The organism is Methanomassiliicoccales archaeon, assembly GCA_014361295.1.
In the GTDB taxonomy this organism is placed as follows: Archaea; Thermoplasmatota; Thermoplasmata; order Methanomassiliicoccales; family JACIVX01; genus JACIVX01.
On record JACIVX010000001.1, the window covers coordinates 322,362 to 347,153 of the forward strand.

At 44.3% G+C, this 24,792-nt stretch carries 22 protein-coding genes and 2 pseudogenes; 11 read left to right on the forward strand and 13 right to left on the reverse strand.

Going from position 1 to position 24,792, the window contains the following annotated elements:
- Window positions 1-35: 35 nt before the first annotated feature.
- From H5T41_01620 to H5T41_01640, 5 genes and pseudogenes are all read right to left on the reverse strand, one after another.
- Window positions 36-146: pseudogene (locus tag H5T41_01620) on the reverse strand (zinc-ribbon domain-containing protein).
- Window positions 120-3,461: pseudogene (locus tag H5T41_01625) on the reverse strand (isoleucine--tRNA ligase). Before H5T41_01625 ends, H5T41_01620 begins: the two co-directional pseudogenes overlap by 27 nt.
- 123 nt (window positions 3,462-3,584) lie before the next feature.
- On the reverse strand, window positions 3,585-4,619 hold the full coding sequence (locus H5T41_01630; protein MBC7107484.1) for a flap endonuclease-1: 1,035 nt from the start codon (window positions 4,617-4,619) through the stop codon (window positions 3,585-3,587).
- Window positions 4,620-4,938: 319 nt separating this feature from the next.
- On the reverse strand, window positions 4,939-5,118 hold the full coding sequence (locus H5T41_01635) for a hypothetical protein (GenBank protein ID MBC7107485.1): 180 nt from the start codon (window positions 5,116-5,118) through the stop codon (window positions 4,939-4,941).
- An 83-nt stretch (window positions 5,119-5,201) separates the two neighbouring features.
- The gene (locus H5T41_01640) at window positions 5,202-5,858 is read right to left on the reverse strand and encodes a ribulose-phosphate 3-epimerase (protein ID MBC7107486.1); all 657 of its coding nucleotides are present in this window, start codon (window positions 5,856-5,858) and stop codon (window positions 5,202-5,204) included.
- An 88-nt stretch (window positions 5,859-5,946) separates the two neighbouring features.
- On the opposite strand from H5T41_01640, the gene H5T41_01645 reads away from it, so the two are divergent.
- From H5T41_01645 to H5T41_01660, 4 genes are all read left to right on the forward strand, one after another.
- Window positions 5,947-6,162 carry a hypothetical protein gene (locus tag H5T41_01645; protein ID MBC7107487.1) on the forward strand — a complete coding sequence of 72 codons (216 nt, stop codon included), beginning with the start codon at window positions 5,947-5,949 and terminating at the stop codon, window positions 6,160-6,162.
- Between the two features lie 60 nt (window positions 6,163-6,222).
- Window positions 6,223-7,305 (forward strand): MFS transporter, encoded by a 1,083-nt coding sequence (locus H5T41_01650; protein MBC7107488.1) that lies wholly within the window; start codon window positions 6,223-6,225, stop codon window positions 7,303-7,305.
- A gap of 7 nt (window positions 7,306-7,312) precedes the next feature.
- The gene (rnz, locus tag H5T41_01655) at window positions 7,313-8,242 is read left to right on the forward strand and encodes a ribonuclease Z (GenBank protein ID MBC7107489.1); all 930 of its coding nucleotides are present in this window, start codon (window positions 7,313-7,315) and stop codon (window positions 8,240-8,242) included.
- 118 nt (window positions 8,243-8,360) lie between these two features.
- Window positions 8,361-9,581, forward strand: coding sequence for a hypothetical protein (locus H5T41_01660; protein ID MBC7107490.1), 1,221 nt, complete (start codon window positions 8,361-8,363; stop codon window positions 9,579-9,581).
- Between the two features lie 8 nt (window positions 9,582-9,589).
- Here H5T41_01660 and H5T41_01665 read toward each other — a convergent pair whose 3' ends face one another.
- Window positions 9,590-10,120, reverse strand: coding sequence for a CBS domain-containing protein (locus H5T41_01665; protein ID MBC7107491.1), 531 nt, complete (start codon window positions 10,118-10,120; stop codon window positions 9,590-9,592).
- Between the two features lie 182 nt (window positions 10,121-10,302).
- On the opposite strand from H5T41_01665, the gene H5T41_01670 reads away from it, so the two are divergent.
- The 7 genes from H5T41_01670 to H5T41_01700 all read left to right on the forward strand — a co-directional run bounded on the left by H5T41_01670 (window position 10,303) and on the right by H5T41_01700 (window position 17,483).
- A complete protein-coding gene (locus tag H5T41_01670) occupies window positions 10,303-11,499 on the forward strand; it encodes a methionine adenosyltransferase (GenBank protein ID MBC7107492.1) in 1,197 nt (398 codons plus the stop codon).
- 3 nt (window positions 11,500-11,502) lie between these two features.
- On the forward strand, window positions 11,503-12,087 hold the full coding sequence (locus H5T41_01675) for a DUF4443 domain-containing protein (protein ID MBC7107493.1): 585 nt from the start codon (window positions 11,503-11,505) through the stop codon (window positions 12,085-12,087).
- 141 nt (window positions 12,088-12,228) lie between these two features.
- Window positions 12,229-13,869, forward strand: a complete 1,641-nt coding sequence (locus H5T41_01680) for a PQQ-binding-like beta-propeller repeat protein (GenBank protein ID MBC7107494.1) — start codon at window positions 12,229-12,231, stop codon at window positions 13,867-13,869.
- Window positions 13,866-14,378, forward strand: a complete 513-nt coding sequence (locus tag H5T41_01685; GenBank protein MBC7107495.1) for a DUF4430 domain-containing protein — start codon at window positions 13,866-13,868, stop codon at window positions 14,376-14,378. The genes H5T41_01680 and H5T41_01685 overlap by 4 nt, the downstream gene beginning before the upstream one ends.
- Window positions 14,379-14,383: 5 nt before the next feature.
- Window positions 14,384-15,250, forward strand: coding sequence for an energy-coupling factor transporter transmembrane protein EcfT (locus H5T41_01690; GenBank protein ID MBC7107496.1), 867 nt, complete (start codon window positions 14,384-14,386; stop codon window positions 15,248-15,250).
- The gene (locus H5T41_01695) at window positions 15,247-16,716 is read left to right on the forward strand and encodes an energy-coupling factor ABC transporter ATP-binding protein (protein ID MBC7107497.1); all 1,470 of its coding nucleotides are present in this window, start codon (window positions 15,247-15,249) and stop codon (window positions 16,714-16,716) included. The genes H5T41_01690 and H5T41_01695 overlap by 4 nt, the downstream gene beginning before the upstream one ends.
- Window positions 16,713-17,483: an ECF transporter S component gene (locus tag H5T41_01700; GenBank protein ID MBC7107498.1), complete on the forward strand. Its 771-nt coding sequence runs from the start codon at window positions 16,713-16,715 to the stop codon at window positions 17,481-17,483. The genes H5T41_01695 and H5T41_01700 overlap by 4 nt, the downstream gene beginning before the upstream one ends.
- Window positions 17,484-17,643: 160 nt before the next feature.
- Here H5T41_01700 and H5T41_01705 read toward each other — a convergent pair whose 3' ends face one another.
- From H5T41_01705 to H5T41_01735, 7 genes are all read right to left on the reverse strand, one after another.
- Window positions 17,644-19,803, reverse strand: a complete 2,160-nt coding sequence (locus H5T41_01705) for a thioredoxin domain-containing protein (protein ID MBC7107499.1) — start codon at window positions 19,801-19,803, stop codon at window positions 17,644-17,646.
- Entirely contained in the window at window positions 19,748-20,185 is a 438-nt protein-coding gene (nifU, locus tag H5T41_01710; GenBank protein ID MBC7107500.1) for a Fe-S cluster assembly scaffold protein NifU, read from the reverse strand. The genes H5T41_01705 and nifU overlap by 56 nt, the downstream gene beginning before the upstream one ends.
- A gap of 2 nt (window positions 20,186-20,187) precedes the next feature.
- Window positions 20,188-21,345 (reverse strand): cysteine desulfurase, encoded by a 1,158-nt coding sequence (locus H5T41_01715; GenBank protein ID MBC7107501.1) that lies wholly within the window; start codon window positions 21,343-21,345, stop codon window positions 20,188-20,190.
- A 26-nt stretch (window positions 21,346-21,371) separates the two neighbouring features.
- The gene (locus tag H5T41_01720) at window positions 21,372-21,740 is read right to left on the reverse strand and encodes a DsrE family protein (GenBank protein MBC7107502.1); all 369 of its coding nucleotides are present in this window, start codon (window positions 21,738-21,740) and stop codon (window positions 21,372-21,374) included.
- A gap of 27 nt (window positions 21,741-21,767) precedes the next feature.
- Window positions 21,768-22,028, reverse strand: a complete 261-nt coding sequence (locus tag H5T41_01725) for a sulfurtransferase TusA family protein (GenBank protein ID MBC7107503.1) — start codon at window positions 22,026-22,028, stop codon at window positions 21,768-21,770.
- 140 nt (window positions 22,029-22,168) lie between these two features.
- Complete coding sequence (locus H5T41_01730; protein MBC7107504.1) at window positions 22,169-22,684, reverse strand: nitroreductase family protein; 516 nt, start codon at window positions 22,682-22,684, stop codon at window positions 22,169-22,171.
- A gap of 338 nt (window positions 22,685-23,022) precedes the next feature.
- Window positions 23,023-24,615, reverse strand: a complete 1,593-nt coding sequence (locus tag H5T41_01735) for an FMN-binding glutamate synthase family protein (protein ID MBC7107505.1) — start codon at window positions 24,613-24,615, stop codon at window positions 23,023-23,025.
- Window positions 24,616-24,792 lie beyond the last annotated feature (177 nt).

Consider the following 24,792-nt stretch of genomic DNA (forward strand, 5'->3'; position numbering starts at 1 on the left):
TTTGGCATCACTTCTTCTTTCGCGCTGATCGATCGGCCGCATGAGGGACAAACCGTTACTCCGGGTTTAATCGGTGCGCCGCAGCTTGGGCAAGATTCACCTTCGGCAGTTTCCTTTTTCGCGAAGAAATGGAGGATCTTCCTCATATCGTTCTTGTTCAACCCTTTGACGCTTGAAAGACGCTCCTCGCCCGCTTTTTTCAGGTCCTCCAAATTCCTAAAACCACTTTCCGCGAGTGCAATTGCCGTTTCCCTCGTGAGTCCAGGGATCTTCATGAATTCCTTCATCGCGTCCCTTATATGCATCGACGTGATGCTAATGACAACATTCTCCCCTTCGATATCCCATTCTCTGACGAGCTCTCCCTTCGGCTCATCGACAAATTCGAGTTCTTGGGCTCTCGTTTCGCCCATAATATATTTCATGTGAATCTTGAAAAACTCAATAAGTTTCGTCGGCGCTCTTACTTGGACCTTAATGTACTCTTCGATATCGAGTTTGGCATCCTTTCTCATTTGCTGAATTCTTCTAATCAGTTCACGCGAAAATCCCTCTGCCTCGATATCCTGCGTGATCTTGAAATCGATATACAATTCTCCTTCAGAGAATTTAGCGCTCGTCACATCGGGCGGAAGTGACACAGTAAATGAGACCATATTCGGCTCGATTTTGATGAGTTGCCCTTCGATGCCTAAGCAATACTCCCCCTTCTCAATGCTCTCTTTCACTTGTTTTGCAGGTCTGCTCTTCAAAAGCACGGCGATCTTACTTGACCATTGTCGATAGACCTTTCCAATTGCGTGAGGATTCGGAACCACGTTGAGGATTAGCTCGTTCCATTCCTGATCTGGATTGACGTATTCTACTGTCTTAACATTCGCTTGCGAAAGGAGCACGCCCTCGAGGGATTTGATTGAATCCATTACTTCTTTATTCACTGGTTTGATAATCAACCGTCTTAAAGGCCAGCGTAGTTTAACGCCTTTGCTTTGTCTTTCTCTTGTCACAATCTCGACGATTTCCTGAACTGTTCTCATTGCCGTTTCCAATCGATCGTTTGTCTTTGTCATATCCGGAACTGGCCACTCCAGCATGTGAACCGATTCCAATGAACCGTCGAGGTGCTGGTAAATTTCCTCTGCAATATGTGGACAGAATGGTGCAATCAGTTTAACAATAGTCATCAACGCATCGTAGAGTGTTTTATATGCTGCGAGTTTGTCGAGATCGCCTTCCTCTTTCCACATTCTATCTCGAACAAGTCGTACGTACCACCTGCTGACATCCTCTAAAATGAAATCTTCGAGTGCCCTGCATGCCTTATGCAATTCGTATGAATTGAGATAGCGGGTCACGTCGTTTTTCAGTTTTTCGCATTTCGAGATAAGCCAGAGGTCTTCCATTCTCAGAGAATTCTTCAACATTTCATTACTTACCGACGAGGGATCGAATTTATCGATGACCATATAGGATATGGCGAAATTGCAGACATTCCACAGGATGTTGAGTGTTCTTCTCGCATTCTTGACTCCTTCAAACTGAAACGCAATATCTTCCCATGGCGCGTTTGTCCTCATCATATAGAATCTCAAAGCATCTGCGCCGTATTCCTTGATGACAGCCGAGGGTTCTATGACATTTCCCCTGCTCTTCGACATTGGTTGTCCAGTTGGGTCAAGGACCCACCCGTGCATAAGGACGGACTCATATGGCGCCCTCTGAAAACAGATGCAGCTCGCAGCGAGCTGCGAATAAAACCAACCCCTCGTCTGATCGTGCGCCTCGGTGATCCATTTTGCTGGCCACCATCTATCGAAGTCTTTTCGATTCCCGGGAAAACCGAGTTGTGCCCATGTCGATACACCTGAATCGAACCAGACATCGAGAACGTCAGGAACACGCCTCATTTCTCCGCCGCATTTCTCACATGTTAAAATTACGGCATCGATCCATGGACGATGAAGCTCCATCCCCTCTCTGTAACCCTTCGCACCCTTGAGATCGGAGATCATTCCGATGATTTTCATCTCCCCACACGTGCATTTCCATACAGGTAGTGGAATACCCCAATATCTTTGTCTCGAGATGCACCAATCTCTTGCATTCAGGGTCCAATCGTACTCCCTTGATGACCCAGCCCAGTCCGGTGTCCATCTTATCTTCTCGATCTCTTCGAGCATCAGCTCCTTGATTTGAGTCACTCGAAGGAACCATTGACTCGTCGTTCTATATATAATTGGAGAATCACACCTCCAGCAATGGCCGTAACGGTGGTCGATCGTACCTTCATAGTAAATCAGACCTTTTTCCTTAAGACGTTCAATGATCAACGCGTTTGACTTTTTAACATTCATTCCAGCGAGCCAGTCCCCTGCATCCTTCGTGAATCTGCCAGTTTCATCAACGGGGCAGAATGCTTCAAGACCAAATTCCTGTCCAATCTCAAAGTCTTCAGGACCATGACCTGGAGCGATATGAACGAGACCAGTATTCTCGGCCGCCACAGTCTTCGAAGGCACTACTCTGTGGACCCATTTACCCGTTGCGTTCTTCTGATATGGGACTTCTTCATAAAACGGAGGAATGTATTCCTTTCCGATAAGATCGTCACCTTCAATAGTCCCCAATACTTCGAATTCTTCACAATCAGAGAGGGTGACGACTTCTTCAATTAAACTCTCAAGAACGATAATCGTTTGACTTTTACCATCAGGCCCGAAACACTTGACCTTAGCATATGTAAAATCCGGATGTATCGCGACTGCCATGTTTGCAGGCAAAGTCCAGGGGGTCGTGGTCCACACGAGTAGTGCGACATCCTCTTCGTCACGCAGGGGAAATTTGACATAAATTGATGGATCCTTTTCATCCCAATACTCAATTTCTGCTTCGGCGAGCGCTGTTTCACATCGCGGACACCAGGACAAGACTCTGTTTGCGGTCATTAAAAGACCCTGATCATATGCCCTCTTGAGTGTCCACCAAGCTGCTTCTATATACTCTGGTTTGATCGTCATGTAAGGATTTTCCCAATCAAGCCACACTCCGAGCTCCTTGAATTGCTCGGTCATCCTCTTCTGAAAATCAAGGGCAAATTCTTTGCAGGTGCTGACGAATTTATCGATTCCATATTCCTCAATTTCTTTCTTGCTTTTAATCCCGATCGACTGCTCGACCTTCACCTCAATGGGAAGTCCGTGCATATCGTATCCAGGCTGATCCCTCACGTTGTATTTTTGCATCCTTCTGAACCTGATCAACGTGTCTTTGATGATTTTATTCCATGCGGTTCCGAGATGGATCGATCCAGTTGTATATGGGGGACCATCAACAAAATAAAAATCCGTACCGCTTGATCGAAGCTCCTTCGTTTTCTTATACGCGTTTGTGTGCTCCCAGTGCTCCTTCACTCTCTTTTCAATTTCTGCTGGATTGTAATTCTGTTGAACTTGCTTGATCATCGCCGTCCCTTCAGTCACCAAATATCCTTTGTCCTTTTTAAAATTAAGTAAACTGGAAATATGATATCCCAATTAATTCTTTCCCATGTGAAAGGTGGCGTGTATGCATATTTAAAAACGTATTCAACTCCATAGATCAAGGCTCTGCTGTCGGTGTTGTTGACCTTTGATTCTTGTCCAAGCTGCTTCAATCTTTGAGAGAGCATTTTCAACTCGAGTCCTCGAAAAATCATGCTCCTCGCATAAGAATTCGATCACCTTTACTTTCTCTGCCTCCTTACCTTCGATAGAATATTGATCGGTTTTTTCAAAATCTTTAAATATCCTTCTTATGGCCTCGTACTTAGGAATGTCTGCATCAATTGTTTTCAACACGGTCTCTAAATTTCCGTAATCTTTGATCAACTTCAACGCTTTCTTAGGGCCGATACCGAACAAGCCTTCATTATAATCTGTACCCATCAAGATGCACAAATCGATGAGTTGATCTCTAGAAATGCCGAGGTGTCCGAGCGTTTTTTGTAATTCAATGAGTTCGATATTGACCTCCTTGAAATCTTCCCTACCGGGCAATTTTCTTTTAGAGGTAAGCGTCAAATTTCGCACAAGCCGGGGTGCACCAAATAGCAGCGAGTCGAAATCCTGAGACGACGCAGCCCATACATCTCCCTTCGAGGCCATATAAGCCGCTTGCGCTTCTCCTTCTTCCGGTGCCTGAACGATTGGAATTCCAAGATACGTGAGCAAAACTCGAGATGATGCAACAATTTCATTTGTGATCCTCGTGGACTGAGTAGCTTTTGAGAAAGCCGTTGCATAATCGCCACTTCGCAATGCATCCTCCCATTCTTTTCTTGCCCTATTCCTCCTCTCACTTCTTTCCAAGATCGTCTGGCTTTTCATTTCGGGCGGAACGCCATCAAATACATATATCGGAAGAATACCTACCTCGAGAAGGTTCGCATTTCGATAGAGTAAGCCAGCAAGATGAGAAGTGATCCTTCCTTTTGAATCCATCAGTGGTGTGCCATCAGGCTGTCGTATGACCGAGAGGAACTGATAAATCGCATTATATGCATCAATCGCTATTCGTTTCCCAGATAGAGATTCGAGAGCCAATACATCAGTTGGAACGATCTCTGAAAGATTGACACCCATATTACCCGACTCTTCTGAATATCGGTTTATAATATAGGTTCATTTGAACATATATCTTTTGAATTACGCTTTATAACCAATGGAACGAGCGCATCCATACGTGTTTCAACTTCTCGATAGCTTCTTTTGAGAAAAAATGCTCACTTTGCTTGTGTTTTATGATGTGCTGTGCCGATTTAAGAAATCCCTATCCTAGAAAATATTTCCTTTGGTCAGGAATCTTTTCCCGATTATTAATGCAGGTTTTCAAAACATGTAAGTTTTTCTAAATTTTCTTTTAGTGCTCACAAAGGAATAGTAAGAGGGTTAATGTTCACTCCTAATCTCTTGAGTGCGGTAAGTAGAGGATCGTCAATCCAATCCCAATCCATGTTATGATTGCGATTGTCACGCAAATGTTTGAGCCTAAATAAACTGCCGCTGCAAGAAGGAGTAATGGAAAAACAACAATGAGCAATATGAGAAAGCCCTTGCTCGTAAAGCCATTCGATTCAGACATCCGTGGGAGGATAGAAAGGCCTCTTTATCTATCTTTCTGAAAACTTTCCAAGTGAATTCAATTAAAAATAATTACATGAAGGCTTATTGTGTTACAAGTTTTCTCCAAATCCTGATCTCTTCTTTCATATCTGCTGCACCGAAAAGTGCGCTCCCTGCCGCAAGGACAGTCGCACCGGCGTCGACCGCGATGTTACATGTTTCTCTGTTAATCCCCCCATCTACTTCCACTTCGATATCAAGGCGCGAGCGATCGATAAACTGACGGATCTCTTTAAGTTTTGGAACGACCTCATACATAAATTTCTGACCTGCGAAACCGGGTTGAACTGTCATGACAAGGATCAGGTCGATGAAATCCATGTAAGGTTTGACCGCCTCAAACGGCGTTGCTGGATTTAACGATAATCCAGCCTTCTTACCCAACGACTTGATTTTTTCCAGAGTTTTTTCGATAGATTTGGTCGACTCAATATGAATGGTGATGAGATCGGCTCCAGCTCTTGCAAATTCGTCAATGAATCTTTCTGGAGAGGCGACCATGAGGTGGACATCGAATGGAAGAGAACACCAGGGACGAGCGGATCTAATGACAACAGGGCCTATCGTGATGTTGGGAACAAAATGACCATCCATTACATCTATGTGGATCCAATCAGCACCGGCATCTTCCGCTCTTTTCAACTCTTTCCCCAACCTGGAAAAATCCGCTGACAGGATTGAAGGAGCGATCTTTATCATCCAGTTTTGTATTAACGACCCTGATAATAATATTTGTCACCTCCTTTCTTTCAAAAAGTCTTTTTACGGCCCTGCAGATGCCGCATCGATGACAGTACGAGAAAAGGCAGCTAACGAGCCCAAGATATGTGGTGTGGAGGGCTGCACAAAATCAGGAGAGCGTTCCGTCTCCTCAAAACTCGCAGAAAAGGCTGGGCTCAATCTCAAGGCGGAGAGCAGAAGGGTGCATCTCTGCAAAGATCACTATAAGCAATTCAAAAGGGCGACGAAACGTGATCGGGAACTTGAACTGCTGGGCCGTTGAAATTAAAGATCGATAATAACCAGCGAAAGAGTTAATTATAAAAAGGAATTCACACCGATAATGAAGCCCTCAACAATCCAAATGCTATCCAGCGCAGGGCTCTCCGCCGCATCCCTATTCATTCCAAATCTGGCAAGGAATGAATTTGGGTCAACAAATGCTGAGATAGGCATAATCGTGGCATCATATAACGCATCAGTCTTTTTGTCTTCATATTTCTTTGGAAGGGCTTCTGATGTCTACGGTAGGCGTTTTATCCTCATTTCTGGTCTTTTGCTTTCTTCGATAGCATGCGCGATCCAAATCTTTGCAACGAATACCTTATCTCTGATTATGGTCAGGATCTTTGTTGGCATTTGTGCTGGGATGTTTCCTTCTGCACTTATTGCCTATGTCTATGAATCGGGGAAGAAAATCGGGAAATTCAGTGCATATGGCAGCCTGGGTTTTGGACTTGGGGTTTTTGTTGCGGGAGTCATCGGCGTATATTATGAAATTTTCCTCGCAAGTGCGGCTCTTTTAGCCGCGTCATTCGCATTATCATTATATTTACCGTTTGGGAAACAGTCATTGCATAAGGTACCGCTTTTTCCATTGGCGGTCATCAAGCGGAATCTTCCCGTATGCTTTTCGGTCATGCTCAGGCATATAGGTGCGAACATGATATGGGTAACCTATCCCATTTTTCTGGAGGATTTGGGGGCAGATCCACTCTTCATCGGGGCGATTTACGCGGTGAATTCAATCGGACAATTCGTCTTCATGCAATTCCTAGACCGTTACGGTTCGACGAAATTGGTCATCGCCGGTTTCGTTCTCTCCGCAGTAACTTTCCCATCATATACGCTTGCCACGGTCTATTGGCAAATAATCCCGGCGCAAATCTTACTCGCATCAGCTTGGTCGTGTCTATATGTTGGATCGCTGAAATACGTTATGGAAAGGAATGAGGAAAAAGGAACAAGCGCTGGTATGCTACAATCATTCCTCTCAATTTCGGCAATTATTGGGGCGGCACTCGGAGGTGTCGTTTCATTCAAATTCGGCTACCACGGTTCGATGTATCTTGCGACAATGCTCGCCATCAGCGGACTTGTAATGTTTGTAGCTACCAATCGAATGAAACCTCCTGCAAAGGATTAATTTCGCCCTGACTAATAGGGCATTCGTGCGAATCATATTCCTTGGTACTGGCGGTGGCTTGCCAACACCGAAGAGAAATCTACCGGCAACGGCATTGCAGATCGGATCTGAAATTATTCTGTTCGATTGCGGAGAGGGAACACAGAGACAGTTTATGTCATCAAACGCGTCGTTCATGAAGATTCAGAAGATTTTTATCACTCATTTTCACGGCGATCATTTCCTCGGTCTTCCTGGTCTCATTCAATCGATGAATTTCGTTGGTCGTAAAAAGAAACTCGAGATTTACGGTCCGCCGGGCATCGTTGAGATCGTTCACAAAATAGTGAACTTGGGGTACTTCTCACCAGGATTTGAAATATCAACGATGGAATTGAAACCCGGTGAGTCCTTACATTTTGACGGATATGACGTACTTGCGATCGAAGTTGATCATCTTGTGCCCGCTTTTGGTTATATTCTGAAAGAAGTGGCGAGACCTGGACGTTTTCTCCCTGAAAAAGCCAAGATATTAGGCTTGGAAGAAGGACCTCTTTTCCGAGCGTTACAAAAAGGTCATAACGTAGAGGTCAACGGGAAGTTGATAACACCAGAAATGGTCACCGGTCCTCCACGACCAGGCATCAAGATTGCGATATCAGGCGACACGAGACCTTGCGACAGATTTGCTGAGGCGGCGGAAAATTCGGATCTGATCATACACGAAGCGACTCTGGATTCGTCGCTTCGTGAGCAGGCAACCGAATACGGTCACTCCACCGCAAAGGAGGCGGCAATGATTGCACTGAGAGCGCATGCTGGCGCTCTTTATTTGAACCACATTAGCAACAGATATGAAGATGCATCGATCCTTGAGAACGAAGCCCGAATGATTTTTCCAAATAGTTTCATTACCGAGGATCTGATGGAAGTTACACTCAGGCACCGAAAGGAATAAATTCTACGTGAAAAAAAAGATTCTGGCGCGATAATATGGTGTATCACTTTTTTTGATCGACATAAGCGTACCTCTCATTGTTAAAAAACGTGGAATATTTTTGTATGGTGTTGATATAATGGCATTGGTTCTTCAGAAAATTGGATGTAATCAAACAACATTCAGATTGTATAAGGGCAGGTTGATATCGATGGTTCAGATGACACCAAGAGAGAGGGTTTTGGCCGCTATCAATTTGAAGGAACCAGATCGGGTACCATTGGATTTTGGCGGTGTCGTGTCTGGAATCGTTATGGGTTCGCCGTACGGGTACGAAGCGCTTTGTCGTGCGATAGGAGTCACCGATCCAATCGAACCACAAATCAATACAAGATTAAGTTGCGTGCAGAACATTGACGAGAGGATTTTGAAACGAATGGATATCGATATCCGTCACATCAACATCGGGGGCAAACCACTGCAGGAGCTTCCTAACGGTCTTTACAGGGATGCATGGGGATTGATTTTAAAACCATCTGGGGTCTATAAGAGTATTCCAGATGAACTGGCACCATTGAGAAATGCCAAGACCATTGAGGATATTGAGAATTATTCATTTTGGCCAGACCCAGATGATCCAGTTTTTATCAAAGGAAAGAGAAAGGAAGCGAAGGAATTATACGACAGAACGGATTACGCGATATTTGCGCATCCAGGATATGCGGGTCGAATTTTTCATATGTATGCAGGACTTCGAGGATTTGACAAATGGTTGCTCGATATGAGAATTAACCCTGAGTTTTACGACGCCTTCGCGACGAAAATCACCGATGTGGCAATTGATGTATGTAAATCGTTCTATAATGAAGTGGGAGATTACATAGATGTGGCGGTTTATTATGACGATATGGGTATGCAAACTGGCGGTTTTGTCTCGCTGGAAGACTATCGCAAATTCATCAAACCTTATACAGCCCGTTATGTCAAAGAAATAAAGAAGATAACAAAGGCAAAAGTATTCTACCACACCTGTGGCTCTGTTTATTCCTATGTGAATGATTTTATTGAAATAGGAATCGACATTCTAAATCCGATACAGCCTCTTGCAAAGAATATGGCGCCCGAATTACTCAAAAGAGAATTTGGATCTCGAATCTGTTTCCATGGAGGGATCGATGTTCAAAGACTTCTGCCATTTGGGTCTGTGGATGAGGTGAGGGAAAGCGTTCGCAAAACGATGAAAATTCTTTCACCAGGTGGTGGTTGGATATTTGCTCCGGCTCATAATATTCAGCCTGACACCCCGCCTGAGAATATCATTGCCATGTATACGGTTGCTCGTGACTTTCAATTGAGCTAACTCTCTAATTAAATGAGTTTCAGTACATCTGAGCTCGTGATAATACCAGTGACTTTTCCCCTTCTTGCAACTAACACTGCTTTTGAAAATGATAAAAGCGATGTTACGATTTCGAGAGGTGTTTCCTCACTCACGATGGGAAAACTTTCATCCATGATGGACTCAACGGATCTCTCCGCAAGATCTTTCATGCTCGCACCTTCTTTAAGAAGACGAAGGATTCCGAATTCGCTTATACTCCCAATCGGTCTGTCCCCATCAAATACAGGAAGTTGTGAAAATCCTTTTTCCCTCATGATCTCCGATGCTTTCCTAACTTTTTCTCCGAGATTTATTCCTACGACATTTTTTGACGCCACGTCCTTGGCGACCTTACCTTGTCTGCGTTTATTCATCTCCTCATAAAGAGCATTGAATATCCTGACCATTATTTCGTAACTACCAGATATTATTCCTTTCTCAATCTTGGCTATTGTTGATTGGCTGACATTTGAAAGGAGTGCGAGCTCCGATTGTGTGAGATCGAGCGATTTTCGCAACTGTTTGATCTCAGATGCATCGGGAAATTTCATATGGGATGAAAATGAGATTATTCCTATTTGAATAATTGCATCAAACATGTATTTAAATACGAAATCATTTTGCCGCGTTAACTTCGCGATTGACATGAAATGTTGATGGCAAATCGCGTATGCAAACAATCAATGAAAGGTGGTGGTTAATGGCAGCAAACATCGTTGTTGAGCAAATTGACTATACGCCTGTATCAAGACAAAGAGTTGAACTCGTCGAGAGAAAGGGAATTGGCCACCCAGATAGTGTGGCGGATGGTCTCGCCGAATCGGTGAGTAGAGCGTTGTGCAAAATGTACATCGAGCGCTACGGAAGAATTCTTCACCACAACACTGATGAAACACAAATTGTCGGTGGGCAATCAGCCCCGAAATTTGGTGGCGGAGTGATTCTTGAGCCAATATACATCCTGCTTGTTGGTAGAGCCACAACAGAAGTCAATGGCGATCGGTTGCCGATCAGGCACACTGCGATTAAGGCTGCTTCAGATTATTTGAAAGAACATTTCCCGAATCTGGATATAACAACCGATGTCATGCTCGATTGCAGAATTGGAAAGGGGAGCATCGACCTAACAAGCGTTTACGAAACAAGGAAACTCCTTGCAAATGATACATCTTTCGGCGTCGGATATGCACCGCTGAGTGAGACGGAGCGTGTGGTTCTTGAAACGGAGAAATTTATCAACGGTTCTGTCAAGAAAAAATTGAAGGAAACGGGCGAGGACGTGAAGGTCATGGCGTCACGAATCAATAGCAAGATTTCGCTGACGATTGCCTGCGCGATGGTTGATAAATATATTGATGACTCTAGTCATTATCAAAACGTGATTGAAGAATTGACTGAGATGGTAGCGGACCATGCTGTTAAATTCACCAAGAATGAGGTCGAGGTCACGATCAACGCAGCGGACAACTACAAGGAAGGAATATATTATCTCACGGTTACTGGTCTTTCGATGGAGAATGGTGATGATGGCTCAGTAGGACGTGGCAATAGAGTCAACGGACTTATAACTCCCTATCGGCCGATGAGTATGGAAGCATCTGCAGGTAAGAATCCTGTAACGCACGTGGGAAAGCTGTATAACATTCTTGCAAAACAAATCGCAGAAGAAATTGCGCAGATGGGAGGCGGAGACATTCTCGAGGCGAGAGTTCGCCTTCTCTCTCAGATAGGGCGGCCGATTTTTGACCCTCATACCGCAAGTGTGCAGCTTATACTTGACAATAATGCGAATTTCGAGAAATTGAAGAAAGAGGCTGAGAGTATCACTTCATATTGGCTAGAGAACATCGGAAAGATCACAGAAAAAATAGTAAATGGTCAAATCTCTGTATTCTAGTCGATGAAGATCATTGCCGCTCCGAAATACGGACCTATTCATCGTTTCTCCGACTTTCACGTCTTTAAAACACTGCAGGTGCTATCCGATGGGGAACGACGAGGGAGAAGGCAGCTGGCGCAAATAGTTGGCGTAGGTGAGGGGAGCATGCGAACAATCATCGAATATCTCAGAGAGAAGAAGTTTGTAGATGTTAGACATGCGGGCGTCAAGATCACATCGAAGGGACTTCAGTTTTTGACGAAAATACCGATTGAGATTAGGCATCTAGAACCAACAGACATTACTATGGGACAGCATGGCGTCGCTGTAAAAGTCAGCGGAAAGAGTCAAGAAGTGAAATCTGGCATTGAACAGCGTGATTCAGCTGTGAAGGCAGGAGCGGACGGGGCTACAACAATCGTGATCAGGGAGGGACGCCTCATCATACCAAATGATTACGATCTCGATGCGAAACGACCAGATATCGCGAGATTATTGCGGAGCACCTTTGATCTTAGCGACGGAGATGTTATCATCGTCGGAAGATCGGCAGATCCTCTACTAGCGGAGAAGGGCGCATTGGCAGCGGCATTTGATCTTTTATGATTTTTATCTGGGTTTTACTTTTTATTTCCTTTTCAATTGTTACGGTTTAAATTAGAAACGACTAAATATGAGAATAGAATTGAGGTAGTTAGTGGGATGATACATCCAATTAAGATCATCCAGAATTAAAAAGGTGACTGTATGAAGTGGGAACTGGCTATCGTCGCATTGCTTGTTTTGTCTGGAGTGGGCATTTCTATTGCACAGGCAACAGATGGGACGGATGAATGTCCTGTTCTGATTGATTTTGGAAATGGGCGTATTCTTTGGGCAGATGTGCCTGTGTCTGAAGGGATGACTGTTTTCAATTTGACGAAGGAGGCTGCTGATAGACTGCAAATCGAAATGGATTACACAGAATCCTCATATGGAGTTTTTGTCACTGGTTTTGATGGGGTACTTATGAATTGGCCTTATGAATGGTGGCATTTATGGATTTGGAATTCAACCACAAATAGTTGGCAGATGCCGACGCTTGGAGCAAGTGATTTGCTTGCCTCGCAGGTTGAAGCTGTTGCATGGAGCTACGTAATGGATCGAGCTGACTATTCCTGTATATCGCCTATTGCAACACCTGATAATCGTTATCCCTGGACGAGCTTCAGGCATGATTTGCTGAATACAGGATACTCAGACGGAATTTCTCTCGACAAAAGCGAAATTGTATGGGATCTAAATTTGTCGAATGGTGGAATTTCGAGTTCAATTGTCACCTGCGAGGATCGAATATTCGTTGTAACAGGAGGCATTTTTGATTGGACAAATTTCGAATACACATCTCCACCGAAAGTCACTTGTATTGATTTCTCTGGGAATATCCTCTGGGAAACCGATATCAATGCAGCGGGTTATCAGATATCAACGCCAGTAGTCGCGGGCAATTTGATTGTGGTTCCATCAACAGATGGCAAGATATACGCTCTGAATCGTTTCAACGGGTCGCTCCAGTGGAGCGCGGAGATTGCAAATCCCTCTGCGGGTATAACCTCATCACCGATCTTCTATCGCAATCAAATCATAGTGGGCGGTGGTGATGGCAAAGTCTACGCCTTTGCCGAAAACGGCTCCCTCCTGTGGGACGTTAAAATCGCGTCCTCGATTTACTTTTCATCACCGTCCGCCCACAACGGTACAATCTATATTGGATCAGATGATGGCAAGTTGCATGCAGTCGCATCTGACGGATCTGGTGAATTGTGGAATGTCACAATCGGGGGAAAGGTAAGATCCGCGCCACTGTTGACGGATCAGATGATTATTGTGACCTACGCGATTTATGAGACGTATGTGCCAGTAGATGGAGGAGTTGCCGCAATCCTGTACAATGGTACAATACAGTGGCGTGTTGATATCAACGCTACATCGAGCTCGCCAGCACTTAGTTCTAATGGAATCGTAGTTACATCGAGTGACGGTGTCACAATGATATCAAAAGATGGGGAGATCCTCTGGAATAAAGATCTTGGTGTTCTGCTGAAGGGCTCTCCCTCAGTTGGCCGTAACACAATTTATGTCGTATCTTATAACAACAGTGAAGTCTACGCACTCAACGAGCAGGGGAGTGTCATGTGGCATGAATCTCTTCGACCTTCTCAGTATTCGATGTGTTCGCCCACAGTAACAGACAACATGGTATTCATCGCTTCTGATAATGGCCATGTCTACGCATTTTCAATTCCAACAGAAAAGGGTAGCGGCCAGAACCTCATTTTGCCGATTGCGATTGTGCTAATTGCAATAGTGGTAATTGCCATTGTTGTGGCGATGAAAAGGAGGAAATGAGGCTAGGAGTCGTCATGGAAAACCGGCTTATTTGCAAGGTCATTATAATCGCCGCTATCGCGGCGATTTTTCTATTTTCTGGTTGTCTTGGAGGTGAAAGAGCTGCAGAAAAGGTTACGGCAACGTTGATCATCGATTTTAACGGACCCGAGGGAACGATTAAACCAGGAAATATGACGGTATGGCAGGAAATTAATGGACAATGGAAGATTGTCGAATCAAATGAAAATGCAGGAAAAACGGTTTGGATTTTCAGAAATGTTTCCAATGTTTCAAATGTCTTCGAATTGACACAGAGGGCCGCACAAATAGGTAACTTCACGCTCGATGTTCATCATTATTTGGGAATGGGCTATTTCATTGAGGCGATTGCTGGCGTCGAGAATGAGAAGCCAGGTCGTGGCTGGCAATATTGGGTGAATGATGAATATGCTATGAAAGCCTGCGACCAGTGGTACCTCAAAAATGGCGATGTTGTACGATGGAAATTTGCTGAAGCTTCGTGGTAGATAACATGATTTTTCCCTACAAGTCCGTTGACTCGAGGATTCACCGTCTTGACGCAAGGCCGAAACTGTTATTTGTCGCAGTAATATTCATCTTTTCAATCCTCATCTCAGATATCGTCTATCTTGTTCTGTTTCTCGCTTTTGTTATTCTTGTTACATATATGGCAAGAATATTGAAATCGACGCTTAGCATTCTTAAGTACGCTGGTTATGTTGCTTTTTTTGTTCTTCTTTTCAACATATTGATCTCAAGCGGTTCCAATAAAATCCTCGTTATCGGGCCGATTGTTGTAACAACTGAATCGATGTTGTTTGCGATTAGCATGTGCCTGAGATTGTTTCTCGCTGTTTTTGCATTTTCAATTCTCACATATGCCATTCATCCTGATGAAGTTCTTCGAGCGATATCAAAATTCGGTTATAAGACCACATCTAGTCTTTCTCTCTCACTGCGAATGTACCCAACGATCGCGGCAGATGCGAATAATATAATTGATTCAATGAAAGCCCGTGGTATGGAGTTCGAAAAGGGAAAATTCGTCGATAAAGTCAAGTCTCGTGCTGCGGTCGTGATGCCCTTATTGCTGAATTCTTTAGAACGATCGATCTCAGTTGCTGAGGCGATGGAGACGAGAGGATTTGGAGTAACAAAGAGAACAAATTTTGGCGAGCGAAAAATGATGAGACACGAATTATTTATGGCCTCTTCGTTTTGCGTTTCAATGATCCTTGGAATTTTTTTATTTGTTCTCGGTTACGGGAACGCGGATTATCTCAATGGTGCCGCACTCGGCTATTCTTTTGACGATATCGTTGCTCTTGCCCTTCTAATCGGAACCTTATCACCGATTATGTTCGGAGGTCGCCAATGATACGGATTGAAAACGTCACTTTTTCATATCCAGATTCTGCTGAACCAGCGCTCAAAGATATTTCTATTGAGATCCGCGAAGGCGAATTCATACTCATCGTAGGAAAATCGGGATGCGGAAAATCCACACTGTGCAGGGCACTTAATGGCCTGGTACCGCACTTTTACGGTGGTACTTTTTCTGGCAGGGTTACAATTGATGGAATCGATACAAGAAGGGCTTCACCATCAAAACTCGCTGGGACAATCGGCATGATATTCCAGGATCCGGAAAATCAGCTCGTCATGACAAATGTTGAAAATGAACTTGCCTTCGGACTGGAAAATATCGCTTTGCCGATTGAGAAAATAAGGGAAAGGATCGAGCGATATAGCTCCTATTTTGGATTGAAAAACTTGATTCATCGTTTTATCCCTGAGCTATCCGGCGGGGAGAAACAAAAAGTTGCACTAGCATCGATTCTCGCGATGCAACCGAAATATCTCGTTCTTGATGAACCGACATCTCAACTCGATGGAGAAAATACCCGGACTTTTTTGGAATCGATTAGAAATCTCAACGTTTCGATGGGTATTACAATCATCCTCGTTGAGCACAGGCTGGAACGCTGCCTTCAATATGCCGATCGGCTCATATTCATGAAAAATGGCAAGGTCGAATTCGATGGAAGAAGGGAAGAAGCCATACCGTACCTGAAAAGCGAGAATCTGATTCAAACGTTTTCAAGAAAAGCGAATCAAGTTAACCATCATCAAGAAATAATCCTAGAAGCGAATAATATTTGGTTTTCCTATGGAAACTCTCATATTCTTAAAGGCCTGAATCTTTCCGTTAAGAAAGGCGAAATATTGGCGATCACTGGCGCGAACGGAAGTGGAAAGTCAACGCTTTTGAAAAATCTCAATGGTCTTCTAAAGCCAGAGGAAGGCACTGTTACCATTTTCGGAAAGGATATTTCAGGGCGTTCAACTGCGGAATTGGCTGCTGAAATTGGATACCTAAGCCAAAATCCAAATGACTATTTATTCGAGAGGAATTTGCAGAAGGAACTCGAATTTACGCTTACAAATCTTAAGATCGCAAAAGCTGAATGGGAAGAAAGGATTTCGTGGGCTCTCTCCATTCTCGATCTGTCGAAGTATCGCAGAACATTTCCGAGGGATCTGAGCTGTGGAGAAAGGGAACGGGCAGCTTTGGCTTCAATACTCGTCGCAAAACCGAGGATACTGGTGCTTGATGAGCCTACGCGGGGCTTGGATCAATGGAATAAGGCAAAGCTTGGGCAAATCCTACAATCACTGCAAAAAGAGGGTTTCACGACGATCATCGTAACGCACGACTATAGGTTCATTGCGGAATACGCAAATAGAGTTCTGAGATTGCATGAAGGACGCTTGTACGAAATTCCTTTTGATCGTATCTATCCAGCGATTGCAGGGAATGATGGAGGGATAGCCGTATCATGAGACGAGTTGTAAAGTCATTTGTTATCACCGGGGCAATAGCAAGTCTTGCTTCGTTGATTCTTTTAACAGTCTATGATCCCACGGATCTCCGGCTGTATGCAACTTTTCTAACCACACTATTTATTTTCTTTATGATTCTTCTCGTTTTCATTAAATTTGAAGAATCATCGGTCTCCTCGAAAGAGATCGCGTTAATAGGTATTCTATCGGCAATTACCGCGGCGTCGAGAATTCCTTTTGCAGCGTTGCCAAGTGTTCAACCTTGTACTTTTTTGATCGCTGCAACTGGCATCGTCTTCGGCCCACTCGCAGGCGTCATGGTTGGCAGCATGACTGCCGTTGTTTCAAATATGTTCCTTGGGCAGGGGCCATGGACGGTTTGGCAGATGGTCGGGTGGGGGATAGTGGGATTGATCGCTGGTCTGATCGGAGAACGTTTTCCAAATGTCGGTGTGGGGGGTCTTGCAGGTCTCGGAGTTGTTTTCGGAATTCTTTATAATACACTGCTCGACTTCAGTAGCTGGATATGGCTTTATAGTCTGGATACGACGAAATTCCTTCTTGTCTTCTCACTAGGGTTACCATTTGGGATCTTGCATTCAATTGGCAATGTGATTTTTGCCATTGTCCTTGGGCCTCCCGTTCTTTTCTCCTTCAGGAGATTCAAGAAGAGATTCCGGGTGATTTTCGCTGGCAATACAAGTGCAAATGAAAATATCACGGAAATCGATATAAACGAGCGCACAGAAGCCGTTTATGCGAGATGATCGTTTCTGGCTATTTGGATTGCCTTTTTAATCGATCAAAAACGTCGATCCGTGAATTATAATTCATGAACAGATCAAATCGTCATTATGAGGCCAATATATTTCTAGCTTAAATGATCTATCAAATAAAAAGAAGTGGTTCTTGAAATCCATATCGGCATCATTTCTCGATGCCAGTAACATCTTTTCTTTTCCCAACAAGATCTAAAACTGCAATTAGATCCGTTGTTGGAGCAAAGCAAGACTTTTCTGAACAGACATGAACTGTTGTTTTGTTTCCAAGCAAGATAGCATCTCTCACTGCCGGGATCATTTCTGCCAATTCATCGCGCAATGGTGTACGTGAATAGCAGTAAAGAATATCGACATTCGGCAGGAATTCTTTCTTGAGCATTGTAATGATTCTTTCAGACTGAGATGCATCTTTTTCAGATTCGATGATCATAACTCTGAACCGCGGCCCTAAAAGCAATTCCAAGGCAGAAAGCATCATGGAAAAGCCATCAGGTGCAGTCATAATCTGCGATGAAAACGCTGAGATGGTGCGCCTCGCAAGCTCTGCATATTCATCATTATCCAACAATTGTGCGAGCTTCAGAAGAACGAATGATGCAACAGAATTTCCAGATGGAATTGATCCATCGTATCCTTCCTTCTGTCTTACAATGATATTCGGCGCATGAGCTATAGTCGTAAAAAATCCGCCATTTTCTTCGTCCCAGAAGAGATTTTTCATTTCCCTTGCGAGGTTATTTGCCAATCTCAAAAATCGTGGTTCGAAAGTGAGTTCATACAATTCGACGAGCGCCCATGTGAAGAATGCATAATCATCGAGGAAGCACACGTCTGACAGCAAGCCTTTGACATATGAGTGATGTAACCTACCATCGCCATCGATCATTCTTTTGATGATAAATTCAGCCGCTTCCTTGGCTACGGATCCCATTGTTTCATCGCCGAAGATTGATGCGGCCCTAGCCAGTGCGACGATCATTAGAGCGTTCCAATCGGCGAGGATTTTTTCATCTTTCTTCGGTCTTACTCTCTTGCTTCTCTCTTCAAGAAGTCTTTGACGGGCACTTTCGAAAATTCTATTGAATTCCTCAGGTGTGATATTCAAAGAGATGGCCGCTCTATCAAAAGGCTCAATCATGTAAAGAATATTCGCACCAGCAATCATTTCGCTATCATGCAAAGTAAAGTTACCTTCGTTCGAAATGTCGAAAATTCGCTTGAGGATGGTGAGTTCCTCTTCGCCAAGTATCCGCTCTATCTCTTCCAGTCTCCATAGATAAAAACCACCTTCGATGCCGTTACTATCTGCGTCCTCCGATGAAAAAAATGCACCATCCGGCGAACGTAATTCTCTAACCACGTAATCTAAAATTTCTTTAGCGGTTCTTTCGAATTCCTTTTCCCCTGTAATCTGAAACGCTTCTAGATAGGTAAGCGCAAGTAATGCCTGATCATACAACATCTTTTCAAAATGAGGAATTCGCCATTTTCTATCTGTTGAATACCTATGAAATCCAAAGCCGAGATGATCGTACAATCCGCCGTATCTCATATTCTTGAGCGTCTTACGAACCATTTCTAACGCTTCTTTTTCTCCGGTCCTTACGTAATAACGCATGAGGAACATCAATTTGTGAGGGGTAGGAAATTTTGGGGCTGTTCCAAATCCTCCATACTCATCGTCGAATGAGATCTGAAACGATTCGTATGCCTCGTGAAGCACGTTTTCGGAGAGATCCAATGGCGGCACCCCTCTCGAAACGGTCTTCAGCATATCCACAAGCATATCGCCGACTTCTTCGGCCCTATTTCTTTCCGTTTCCCAGACTCGGTTAAGCGCAGGGATCAAGTCTTTTAAACCGATTCGCCCGTACGCACTTTCCTTTGGAATGTATGTTGCGGCAAAAAAAGGCTTGAGGTCTGGAGTCATAACGATGGTGAGAGGCCAACCACCACCTCCTCCCATCAATTGACATGCACTCATGTAGATGTTATCGATATCTGGTCGCTCCTCCCTGTCAACCTTAACGCAAACGAATGAATCATTCATCAATTGAGCGATCTCGATGTCTTCGAATGACTCCTTTTCCATTACGTGACACCAGTGACAAGCGCTGTATCCTATAGAGAGAAAAATCGGTTTGTTTTCCATCCGCGCTCTCTCAAAAGCCTCATCACCCCATGGATACCAATCAACGGGATTGGTCGCATGGCGTCTTAGATATGGACTGCTCGATCCTGCTAAGCGATTAAGTTTTTGTTGATTCTTCTCCATCATGTAAGCCTTCTTCTCTGCGTTCATCATCCCCTTCGAGCGCTTTGCCCTGTCTCTTGTAGTAATCTTTAATTGCAGCGTGTAATGCATCTGCTGCCAAATTCGAACAGTGCATTTTGATCGGCGGAAGCCCCTCAAGTGCGTCTGCGACATCCCCTCTCGTGATCTTGAGTGCTTCTTCGAGTGTTTTCCCTTTGGCCAGTTCTGTGATCATACTACTCGTTGCAATTGCAGCTCCGCAGCCGAAGGTTCTGAATTTTACGTCGGTGAGAATACCATTTTCGACCTTTATCTGAATTTCCATTAGATCTCCGCACACCGGATTTCCAACGCGCCCAACTCCATCCGGATTCTCAATCGTCCCAACGTTTCTTGGGTTTCTAAAATGTTCCATACATTTTTGACTATACATCTTTATACCTCCTCTTGGGGAACCAATGGAGACAGTTTTCTCAGGAAATCGACTGCCGGTGGTACCTTTTCAATAACATATTCGACATCTTCATCTCGCGTCCATCGACCCATCGTCAACAACAAGCTTCCTTGGGCATCTGCCGCTGGAATGCCCATCGCCAGCAGCACATGCGAGGGTTCGAGGGTCTTCGAGGTGCAGGCGGAGCTCGTAGCGGTAGCGATTCCAAAGTCGCTGAGACGCAGCACAAGAGACTCACCTTCAATATATTTGAATCTGAAATTCGCATTATTGGGTATTCTTCTTGATGGATGTCCGTTAAGCCATGCTTTCTCGGTTTTTTCAAGAATTCCCTTAATCAGTTTATCTCTGAGCTGTGTCAATCGACTCGCTTCTACCTCCATTTCCTTCACTGCAATCTCCGCCGCTTTCCCAAATCCGACGATGCCAGAGAGGTTCTCAGATCCCGATCTCAACCCTCGTTCCTGACCGCCCCCATGAATAATCGGTTCAATCTTTGTCCCTTTTCTAATATAGAGGGCGCCAACTCCTTTCGGACCATAAAGATCATTGGAGGAAAGTGATAAGAGATCGATATGATCCTTGCGCACATCGATGTTCAGTTTCCCAACGGCCGCTACTGCGTCAACATGAAAACTGATGCCTTGGTCTCTTGCAATTTTACCGATTTCACCAACATTCTGAATAGTTCCGACTTCGCCATTAGCATAACTAATCGAAATGAGTATTGTTTCTTTTGTGATTGCGTCGTTAACAGCAACAGGATCGACAAATCCAAATTCATCAACCGGTAGATATGTAATCTTGAATCCTCTAGTAGAGAGAAATTTCACAGTATTCATTGTCGATATGTGTTCTATCGTGCTTGTTATAATATGTTTTCCTTTATCGGATTGGCGAAACGCGATTCCTTTAATTGCGAGATTGATTGATTCGGTTGCACCAGATGTAAAGATGATTTCCTCAGCACGTTCCGCATTAATCAAACTCGCGATTTTTCTCCTAGCATCTTCGATTGCCTCGAATGACTCTCTACCGATTTGGTGAACTGATGAAGGGTTGCCGTGTTTTTCAGAAAAATATGGCATCATAGCTTCAATGACACGGGGATCTACTGGTGATGAACTCGCATAATCCATGTAGACTACATTCAAGGCAAAACCTCTCAGAATGTGATAACAGCATCCGCTTCCAACAGAAGATCGTTGAGTGTAGCCGCACCTACGACCTTCGCGTACTCAACGAAATCTCCTCTTGATAGACCGAGAAGCTGCGTACTCTGATCACAGACGAACATTTTTACGCCACTTTTATGGGCTTGATCCATGACTTCTTTCAATGATGGAAAATCTCCAATCTTAATTTTCTCAGCTTCTCCTTTCTTCACACTCTCAACACCCTTGATCAAGAAATAGATCGTTGTGTCGATGTCCATTGCGGCAGCTGTTGTGGCTAGTATGAAGGGTGCATAAAGCCTTTCCGGTCTATCTATTCCCGATGTCTGCACATATAATATCTTTTTGTTAGTAACCATCTTAGTAACCATCCACGCACGCTCCTTCTATTTTTTTCTAACGAGAATCCTCAAAACACTGTCTCTCCTTTCGAGGCACACAATTTCGTTTCCTGTTCTCTTGCTCCACCTTGAAATGTCTTCTTCTACAGCAGGATCGTCTGCCAAGATTTCCAAAATCTGTCCGCTCGTCAATTCTTCGATTTCCTCTCTTGTCTTCAGGATAGGGACTGGACAATAGAGGCCTATACAGTCAACCGTCTTATCGACCTTAAACTTACCTGCGTCTTTACCAGAAGTAGTTGTCATTTCTCCTCAATTAACTATCGTTTAAATTAAGCATGGCATTTATTATTAATTTCCCGAACATTTTCGGTCCACAGCAATTTGAGAATTGCTCTTTGAAATTTCTCAAAGCTGACTATAAGGATTTCTGACAGCAAATCTAATCAGTATTTGTTATATGATACAAGTTCGTCCAGATTTTTCCTTTCAGTTTTTTCACCTTCTTCTGCAGGATATCCCAGCGGGGTTAACGCGACCACTCTAGCCTCTGGAGGTGCACCAATCGCTTCTGCCACCTTTTCTTCCTTAAATGACCCGATCCAACAAGTCCCGAGACCTTCCGCAGTTGCAGCTAGGGTGAGATGGGTCATTGCGATCGCGACATCAACGGGGTAGCTATTCATGTATCCACCGAGCATTGGATAAGCTTCGTCTGGGAGACCGCATGCAACGAGAACGAGCGGAGCTTCTGCAATAAATTTTTGATTATTACAAGCCGATACCAGTTTTCTTTTTATATCCTCATCTGTTACAACGACGATCCTCCATGGCTGAAAATTCTCGGTAGTTGGTGCCAACCTCGCTGCATTGAGGACTCTTTTGAGGACATCCTCTGGAACAATATCACCTCTGTATTTCCTTATACTTCGTCTCATTTTGATCGCTTCATACACATCCACGGAAAATCACTCCCTATCATGCGCAGATTACCTCACAAAACCTCTCCGCACCAATAATGCTTGGATCAAAAATAGTGATAAAAACCAATTTATCTAGAAATTTCTCGGAAAACTTTGTTGATACGCCTTTCTGCTGTTTAGGGAAGACTAACACTGTAGTTCGGAATCAGAATTTGGAATAATAATTTTTTCGATTAACCAATTGTTCCTGCATTTGATGATAGGAGAATTGCGGGTCGTCTGGGATTAATGAAAACCCTTTGAAAATCTATCACTTAAAAGTATAAGAAGAGATGATAAAAAAGGATAAAAAAAACAGCCTTTGCCTTCTGATATGATTAGTGTCGCATCGCTTGGGCGCTAATTCTGATCATATCTTTGGTGCTTACATCCTCCCAGTTCTCAAGTATCATCGGGATGACTCTTTCGGCCATTCCTTCGAGTGTTTCGATACCAGTGACTTTCGTGGCCTTCTCCGTCAACGAGACGATGTCGTCTCTGCTCAGATACTGAAGTTTGAATTTCCTTGAGCCCGCCATCAGCTGTTTCAGTCCTTCACCCAATCTGTCTACGAAATACGTATATAGTCCGACGGCACCCCATGGGATATCTTTGCCTAGCTTGAGATCAGGGAACTTCCTTTCAATATCTCGAGCGGCAATGAAAAAGTTTTCTGGGTTATCACCGTATTCTTCAGCGAAATTCTTCGGCAACTTCTTCAATTCCGCAAGGCGCGTGAAATAATTCGACTTCATGACGGCAAGCAGTGGAGCTCGTGCCATTGCGATCGCCTTTACAACAGGTCCGTCGCCAAGATTGCTCATCGCAATTGACTTGAAAATCTGGGTCTCGTTGACAAATCCGCCCGCGATGGCGATGTCAGGAACAAATCTGCCCTGCTCCTTGAGAATCTGAACGCACTTGAGAACCTGAGCTTCCAGGTGAATTGTAGGAGTGCTTGACTCATTCATCATCGGAACAGGACTCATCCCTGTACCCCCACCAGCACCGTCGAATGTGATCAGATCGATCTTTGCCTCAGATGCGGCTTTCATCGTGAATGCGACAACCTCTGGTCTGTAAGCTCCGGTCTTCAAAAACACATACTTTGCGCCCTTCTCTCTCAGCTTTTCAACGTCCTCAACGAACGCCCTTGCATCGGGAAATCCCACTCTGCTGTGTCTTTCAAACGTCTTGAAAGCACCGGATTTGAAAGCTTCCTGCACGGCCTTATCCTCTGGGTCAGGAACAACAATGTAGCCTCTTTTCTTGAGTTCGATTGCTCGCTCGATCGACGAGAGCCTCACCTCACCACCGATAGACTTTGCGCCCTGACCCCATTTTCTCTCAATGACATTAACTTCAAGCTTTGAGAGCGCGTAGTCATCGACGCCCCCCCTCTGGTCTTCCACATTCGTCTGCACCGCGATTTCTCCATGTTTGCCGTCCCAAAGCTCCCTATATGCTTTCACTCTGTTACTAAGATCGGGCGATTCAACAACCTTCCCATTGGCGTAGGTCGCTTCGGGATCCATGCCACACACGTTTTCCCCTATAACAAGTATGGTACCAGAGAGTGCAGCGCCCTTTGCAAGGCCGTCCCAGTTTCTCTTTGCGACAGCTGTTGACCCGAGTCCTGCGATTGTAACTGGTATCTTCAACTTGATCGGTTTCTTGGAATGCGTGGCAACAGCGGTCGAAACATCCGCGTTCTCAAAGAATGCCTTGTCCGGTATGGGATCAATTCCCCAGGCACCAATGAGCTCTGATAATATTTGAAAATGCGACCAGTCGAGCATAAAATCCTTGTTCGAAGCCGCCGTACTGACGCCGAAGTACTCAGGACTCGGATAGAGCACTTCTCTGCCTCTAAAGGCCGATTTTCCAACCTCGCAAAGAGTCTGGCATTCTTCGATGCATAATGGACACATTCCACTTAACGGGCTCACATCGGAAACACGTGTTCGTGTTCCAGTCGTCGATCTAGCATTTTCGATCACGCTCAAGCTTTCACCTCTGATCAATCACCGTGTCATGTTTTATCATATCAATGATATGGGAACGGAAAATATCGTAATCATATTTGTAGATTTTGAAGGGGGATAGTT

Bases quoted from the DNA above. Each gene is read 5' to 3' on its own strand.
- H5T41_01640 (MBC7107486.1), bottom strand. From the start codon at position 5,858: ATGATAAAGATCGCTCCTTCAATCCTGTCAGCGGATTTTTCCAGGTTG.
- H5T41_01660 (MBC7107490.1), top strand. From the start codon at position 8,361: ATGGCATTGGTTCTTCAGAAAATTGGATGTAATCAAACAACATTCAGA.
- H5T41_01735 (MBC7107505.1), bottom strand. From the start codon at position 24,615: ATGTGTCCATTATGCATCGAAGAATGCCAGACTCTTTGCGAGGTTGGA.
- H5T41_01675 (MBC7107493.1), top strand. From the start codon at position 11,503: ATGAAGATCATTGCCGCTCCGAAATACGGACCTATTCATCGTTTCTCC.
- H5T41_01715 (MBC7107501.1), bottom strand. From the start codon at position 21,345: ATGGATTATGCGAGTTCATCACCAGTAGATCCCCGTGTCATTGAAGCT.
- H5T41_01720 (MBC7107502.1), bottom strand. From the start codon at position 21,740: ATGGTTACTAACAAAAAGATATTATATGTGCAGACATCGGGAATAGAT.
- nifU (MBC7107500.1), bottom strand. From the start codon at position 20,185: ATGTATAGTCAAAAATGTATGGAACATTTTAGAAACCCAAGAAACGTT.
- H5T41_01670 (MBC7107492.1), top strand. From the start codon at position 10,303: ATGGCAGCAAACATCGTTGTTGAGCAAATTGACTATACGCCTGTATCA.
- H5T41_01690 (MBC7107496.1), top strand. From the start codon at position 14,384: ATGATTTTTCCCTACAAGTCCGTTGACTCGAGGATTCACCGTCTTGAC.
- H5T41_01685 (MBC7107495.1), top strand. From the start codon at position 13,866: ATGAGGCTAGGAGTCGTCATGGAAAACCGGCTTATTTGCAAGGTCATT.
- H5T41_01645 (MBC7107487.1), top strand. From the start codon at position 5,947: ATGACAGTACGAGAAAAGGCAGCTAACGAGCCCAAGATATGTGGTGTG.
- H5T41_01705 (MBC7107499.1), bottom strand. From the start codon at position 19,803: ATGATGAACGCAGAGAAGAAGGCTTACATGATGGAGAAGAATCAACAA.
- H5T41_01630 (MBC7107484.1), bottom strand. From the start codon at position 4,619: ATGGGTGTCAATCTTTCAGAGATCGTTCCAACTGATGTATTGGCTCTC.
- H5T41_01700 (MBC7107498.1), top strand. From the start codon at position 16,713: ATGAGACGAGTTGTAAAGTCATTTGTTATCACCGGGGCAATAGCAAGT.
- H5T41_01650 (MBC7107488.1), top strand. From the start codon at position 6,223: ATGAAGCCCTCAACAATCCAAATGCTATCCAGCGCAGGGCTCTCCGCC.
- H5T41_01680 (MBC7107494.1), top strand. From the start codon at position 12,229: ATGAAGTGGGAACTGGCTATCGTCGCATTGCTTGTTTTGTCTGGAGTG.
- H5T41_01695 (MBC7107497.1), top strand. From the start codon at position 15,247: ATGATACGGATTGAAAACGTCACTTTTTCATATCCAGATTCTGCTGAA.
- H5T41_01725 (MBC7107503.1), bottom strand. From the start codon at position 22,028: ATGACAACTACTTCTGGTAAAGACGCAGGTAAGTTTAAGGTCGATAAG.
- H5T41_01635 (MBC7107485.1), bottom strand. From the start codon at position 5,118: ATGTCTGAATCGAATGGCTTTACGAGCAAGGGCTTTCTCATATTGCTC.